Consider the following 4,576-nt stretch of genomic DNA (forward strand, 5'->3'; position numbering starts at 1 on the left):
TGACCGCCGTGACGGGCTTCGCCGAGTCCCTGGCGGACGGCGTCGTCACGGGCTCCCAGGTGGCCCCCGTCGGCACGGTGATCCTCGACGAGGCCCGCCGCCTGGACCGCCTGGTGACCGACCTGCTGGACCTGGCCCGCCTGGGCGCCGACGACTTCCAACTGGACATGGCGGTGGTGTCGCTGGAGCCGGTGGTGCGCTCGGCCGCCGAGGTGTGGCACGCGCGCTGCAACGCCCGCGGTGTGGCGTTCTCGCTGGAGATCTCGGCCTCACCGGTCGTGCACGCCGACGCACGCCGGTTGCGCCAGGTCATCGACGGCCTGATGGAGAACGCACTGCGCGTCACCCCGGCCGACCGCCCCGTAGTGCTGGCCCTGTCGTCCGTGCTGGAGGTGCGCGACGGCGGCCCTGGCCTGGCCGCCGAGGACTACCCGGTGGCGTTCGGCCGAGGGGTGCTGCACGCGCGGTACCAGGAGTCGCGGCCGGTGGGGACCGGCGTGGGGCTGGCGCTGGTGCACGGCCTGGTGACGCGGATGGGCGGGACGATCACGGCCGGTCCGGCGCCGGAGGGCGGCGCCGCCTTCACCGTGACCCTGCGACCCGCTAACACGATCGGGTGACATTCCGATCTGTCCACCATGGGGGACACGACCGCGTGGTTGATGTTGGCGGCAGGCGACGACCGTGCGCGCGCAAGCAACGACGGCTACGACGACGACCCGTCGTCGCACTACAGCTGGGACGACACGGTCCCGAACCACGGGAAGCCCGCGCAGGGCCACGTCATCGTCCTGTGGGACAAGCGATACCTGCTCGGCGCGTCGGTGATCGAGAAGATCGACGAGGGCACCGCGGAGAAGGACGTGCACAGCTGCCCGCAGTGCGACAAGGCGCGGATCGAAACGCGCACAACGGCTCTCCCCCGGCTCAAGTGCTACAACTGCGGCCACGAGTTCGACGTGCCCCGCACGCGCGAGAAGACCGTGAAGACGTACCGCACCCGACACGGCGCCGGCTGGGTCGAGTTGGAGGGCAGGCTCGACGGCGCCCAGCTCAGGGCGTTGTGCCTGAGCCCGAAGTCGCAGCTGAGCCTGCGCCCGCTCGACTACGACCGCTTCCACGCCGCTCTCGACGGAGAACTCGCGTTGGCGCCGTTGGAAGCGGCCGCCGAGTACGTCGCGGGCGGTCACGCAACGGCGGTCGTGCGGGTGCGACGGGGTCAGAGCGCGTTCCGCGGCAAGTTGTTGGCCCGGTACGGCAGCGAATGCGCGTTCTCCGGCCCGGCTCCCGCCGACGCGTTGGAGGCCGCGCACCTCTACAGCTACGCCGAGATCGGTGAACACAGGAAGGACGGCGGCTTCCTGTTGCGCCGCGACCTGCACCGGCTCTTCGACCGAGGCCTGCTCGCCGTCAACCCGGACACCCGCCGGCTGGACGTGCACGTGGACATCCGGCACCTGCAGGACTACGGGCAGTTGCACGGCAAGGAGCTGGGCCTCGATCCCACGCGTGCGCAGCGCGAATGGCTGCGCACGCACTGGGAGCAGGCGCGGCCTACTTCGCCTGGGGCAGCTTGACCTTCTTCTTCGCGCCCGGCGACGAGGGCGGCGGCACCACGGGCCCGATGTCCCCGTCCGGCGCCTCGTCCAAGTCCACGATCACCGGCGCGTGGTCGCTGGGTCCGCTCCCCTTGCGGGCGTGCCGGTCGATCCACGCGGCCTTCGCCCGAGGCGCGACGGAGCTGGACGCGAGGATCAGGTCGATCCGCATGCCCAGGTCGCGGTGGAACATGCCGGCCCGGTAGTCCCAGTAGCTGAAGATCCGCTCGTTGGGCCACCGGTCGCGCACGACGTCGTGGAACCCCAACGCCTCGATGGCCTGCAATGCGGCACGTTCGGGCTCGGTGACGTGCGTGTGGCCGTTGAAGGCCTCGCGGTCGAAGACGTCGGCGTCGGCCGGTGCGATGTTGATGTCGCCGCACACCAGGGCGTCCGCGGGGCCGGCCTCCAGCACGTCGCGCAGCGCGGCCAGCCACTCCAGCTTGTACTTGTAGTGGTCCGACTCGGGCTCACGGCCGTTGGGCACGTACAGCGAATGCACGCGCACGCCGCCGCACGTGGCGGCCACGGCGCGGGCCTCGACTTCGGGGAAGCCCGGAGCGCCCGCGATGCCGACCTCGACGTCGTCCAGGCCCACGCGGGACAGCAACGCCACACCGTTCCACTGCGTCTCGCCGAACAGCGCGACCTCGTAGCCGCGCTCCTTCAAGGCGTCGCCGAGCAGAGCGGTGAAGGCCTCGTCGGCCAGCTTGGTCTCCTGCAGGCACACGACGTCCGGCTTCCGCTGGTCGAGCCACGGCAGCAGGCGGGGCACGCGTTGCTTGACGGAGTTCACGTTCCAGGTCGCCACTCGCACCCGCTCCACGGTAGTCACCGCGGCTAGAGCCCGCATGGAACGCCGCCGAGCCATCACGGCGCTCGCGATGGTCTGGTGGCTGCGGATCTCCTGACGCATGTCGTCGAACTCGGCCTTCAGGACATCGCCGCCCCCTGACCCATGGACAGCACCATGGTCAGCGAATCTCGGGAGAACGAGCCGCCGCAGGTCAAGATGGTGGGGCAGGTCGGATTCGAACCGACAACCTGACAGATTATGAGTCTGCTGCTCTGACCGGTTGAGCTACTGCCCCCTCGCAGCGGCACCCGTCCCCTGGCTCACGCTGCGTGGTGGAGGATACCGATCACGCCGAACGGGTCTTGCGCGCCCCCGTGGCGAGCGACACATAGGCTTGCACGCGTGCGTTTGACCCTCCGCGACTTCACCCCTGCGGACGAGCCCGAGGTGCTGCGGCTGTTCGCCGACTGCGACGACTGGTTCCAGGCCGCCACCGGGCACCCGTCCGGGCCCGGTGACGTGCAGAGCCTCTTCTACGCGTTGCCGGAGGGGGCGGCGTTCGAGCAGAAGCACCTGCTGGTGGCGCAGGCCGAGGGCATGATCGGGTTCGTGGACCTCGTGCTGGACCACCCCGCGCCCGGCGAGGTGAGTGTCGGGTTCTTCCTGGTGCCCAGGGACCTGCGGCGGTGGGGCATCGGGTCGGAGATGGTCAAGGCGCTCGGCGAGCGGTTTCCCGGTGTCACGCGTGCGCACGTGCGGCTCGACGACTTCAAGCCCGGCAACGAGTTCCTCAAGGCGTTGGGCTTCGTGTTCAACGGTCAGCGCGCGGTGCTGGAGCTCGCGCCCAGGTCCGACGGGCGGTAGCCGTCCGGGTAGCCGGGATAGGTGCGGTTGCGCGCACGCGTCAGCTTCACCTCACGGCGTACGGGTAGCCATCGCACCACGAGCGCCCGTGCGCGCAACGCCAGGCGTCCGGCGAAGCCGACCCACGACGGCGGTGCGGTGAAGCCGAAGGCTCGCACCATCAGCGGGTCGAGCATCGCGATCACGGCGCGTGAGACGGCCGGCTTGAGCACCGAGGGGTACCACGAGCAGAACAGGTCGAGCGTGTACTGGCCGATGCGGCGGTTCGACGGCGCAAAGACGAAGTGCTGCTGCTCGTAGGCTTTCTTGAAGCTGAGGAACTCGTCGTAGTTCGAAGGGATCTCGCGGATCCCCATGCGGGCGCCGACCGCGCGGTAGAAGTGGAACGACGCCAGCTGCTCGTTGCGCGTCAGCGGGCGCCAGGCGTACTGCGACAACCACTCGATCGGGTTGTAGACGAACGTCGACAGCACGTACAGCATGTCGTCGTTCGAGATGTCGTAACGACCGTGCTGGCGGTTGACCACCCGCAACGCCTCACGGCCGCGCGGCGAGTCGTAGCCGTGCTCCACGAGCTCGGCCATCAGGACGGCCGTGTCGTCGTAGCGCTTCTGCGGACGCCGCTCGAACTCGCCGGTGCGCTCCAGCAGGCCCGAGATCGTCGGGACGCAGTACGTGCGGAACAGCGCCATCTCCAACGACTTCTGGTAGTCCCAGGGGAACTCCAGGCCCGCGGAGATCCGCATGATCTCCTCGTGGTCGGCGACGGGGTCGAGCGAGGAGATGCGGCGGAGGTTCGCGAAGCGGGCCATGCACCCACGCTGGCCGAAGGCCGGACAAAGCAAAAGACCCCAGTCGATGGACTAGGGTCTCGGCGGAAGCTCCCCCAACTGGACTCGAACCAGTAACCCTGCGATTTGAATTCTCGTCATCGCGTTGCCTGTCATTGCTTGTCGAAACCTGGTCTCATCTGCGAAGTTATCGTTTGCAAATGCTCTTCGCTTTTCAATTAATATCGACATTTGTCATTGTTTTATGAGGGTAAAGTGTGGAAATGATCTTGCCTGAGAGGGCTACTCGTCCTCGTCCTCGGCCTCGAAGTCGGCACCACACTTGCCGCACGTGATCGGACCCTCAGCGAGCGTACTCTTGGCGACGCGGATCTTCCTCGGGCACGCGCACTGGGCCACTGCGAGGTTCGTGCTCTTGGACTTCGAGGCGGGGCGGATCTCCGCGTGACGGTAGATCACGAGTGCCGCGATGAGGGCGTCCAGCTCCTTCGCGTACTCGGTGACGGTTGCTGCGGGCACGCTGGTGA

The 4,576-nt window shown here is 68.4% G+C and carries 6 protein-coding genes and 1 tRNA gene; 3 read left to right on the forward strand and 4 right to left on the reverse strand.

Features of this window, described 5'->3' with window-relative positions; genetic code table 11:
- Both VM306_RS24385 and VM306_RS24390 read left to right on the forward strand, forming a co-directional pair.
- Positions 1–620, forward strand: a 620-nt coding sequence (locus VM306_RS24385) for a HAMP domain-containing sensor histidine kinase (RefSeq protein ID WP_325518993.1), incomplete at its 5' end; no start/stop codon positions are given.
- An 18-nt stretch (positions 621–638) separates the two neighbouring features.
- Positions 639–1,577, forward strand: a complete 939-nt coding sequence (locus tag VM306_RS24390; protein WP_325518995.1) for an HNH endonuclease signature motif containing protein — start codon at positions 639–641, stop codon at positions 1,575–1,577.
- Here the strand turns inward: VM306_RS24390 and VM306_RS24395 are convergent.
- Both VM306_RS24395 and VM306_RS24400 read right to left on the reverse strand, forming a co-directional pair.
- A complete protein-coding gene (locus VM306_RS24395; protein WP_325518997.1) occupies positions 1,555–2,424 on the reverse strand; it encodes an exodeoxyribonuclease III in 870 nt (289 codons plus the stop codon). The genes VM306_RS24390 and VM306_RS24395 overlap by 23 nt on opposite strands.
- A 187-nt stretch (positions 2,425–2,611) precedes the next feature.
- Positions 2,612–2,689: transfer RNA gene (locus VM306_RS24400), tRNA-Ile, on the reverse strand.
- Between the two features lie 107 nt (positions 2,690–2,796).
- Between VM306_RS24400 and VM306_RS24405 the strand changes: the two genes are divergently transcribed.
- Positions 2,797–3,258, forward strand: coding sequence for a GNAT family N-acetyltransferase (locus VM306_RS24405; RefSeq protein ID WP_325518999.1), 462 nt, complete (start codon positions 2,797–2,799; stop codon positions 3,256–3,258).
- Here VM306_RS24405 and VM306_RS24410 read toward each other — a convergent pair.
- On the reverse strand, positions 3,213–4,070 hold the full coding sequence (locus VM306_RS24410; RefSeq protein WP_325519001.1) for an oxygenase MpaB family protein: 858 nt from the start codon (positions 4,068–4,070) through the stop codon (positions 3,213–3,215). The two genes, VM306_RS24405 and VM306_RS24410, sit on opposite strands and share 46 nt — an antisense overlap.
- 261 nt (positions 4,071–4,331) lie before the next feature.
- Positions 4,332–4,576: hypothetical protein (locus VM306_RS24415; protein WP_325519003.1), on the reverse strand; the 245-nt coding region annotated here is incomplete at its 5' end.

Origin of the sequence: Lentzea sp., from assembly GCF_035525475.1 — a bacterium.
In the GTDB taxonomy this organism is placed as follows: domain Bacteria; phylum Actinomycetota; class Actinomycetes; order Mycobacteriales; family Pseudonocardiaceae; genus Lentzea.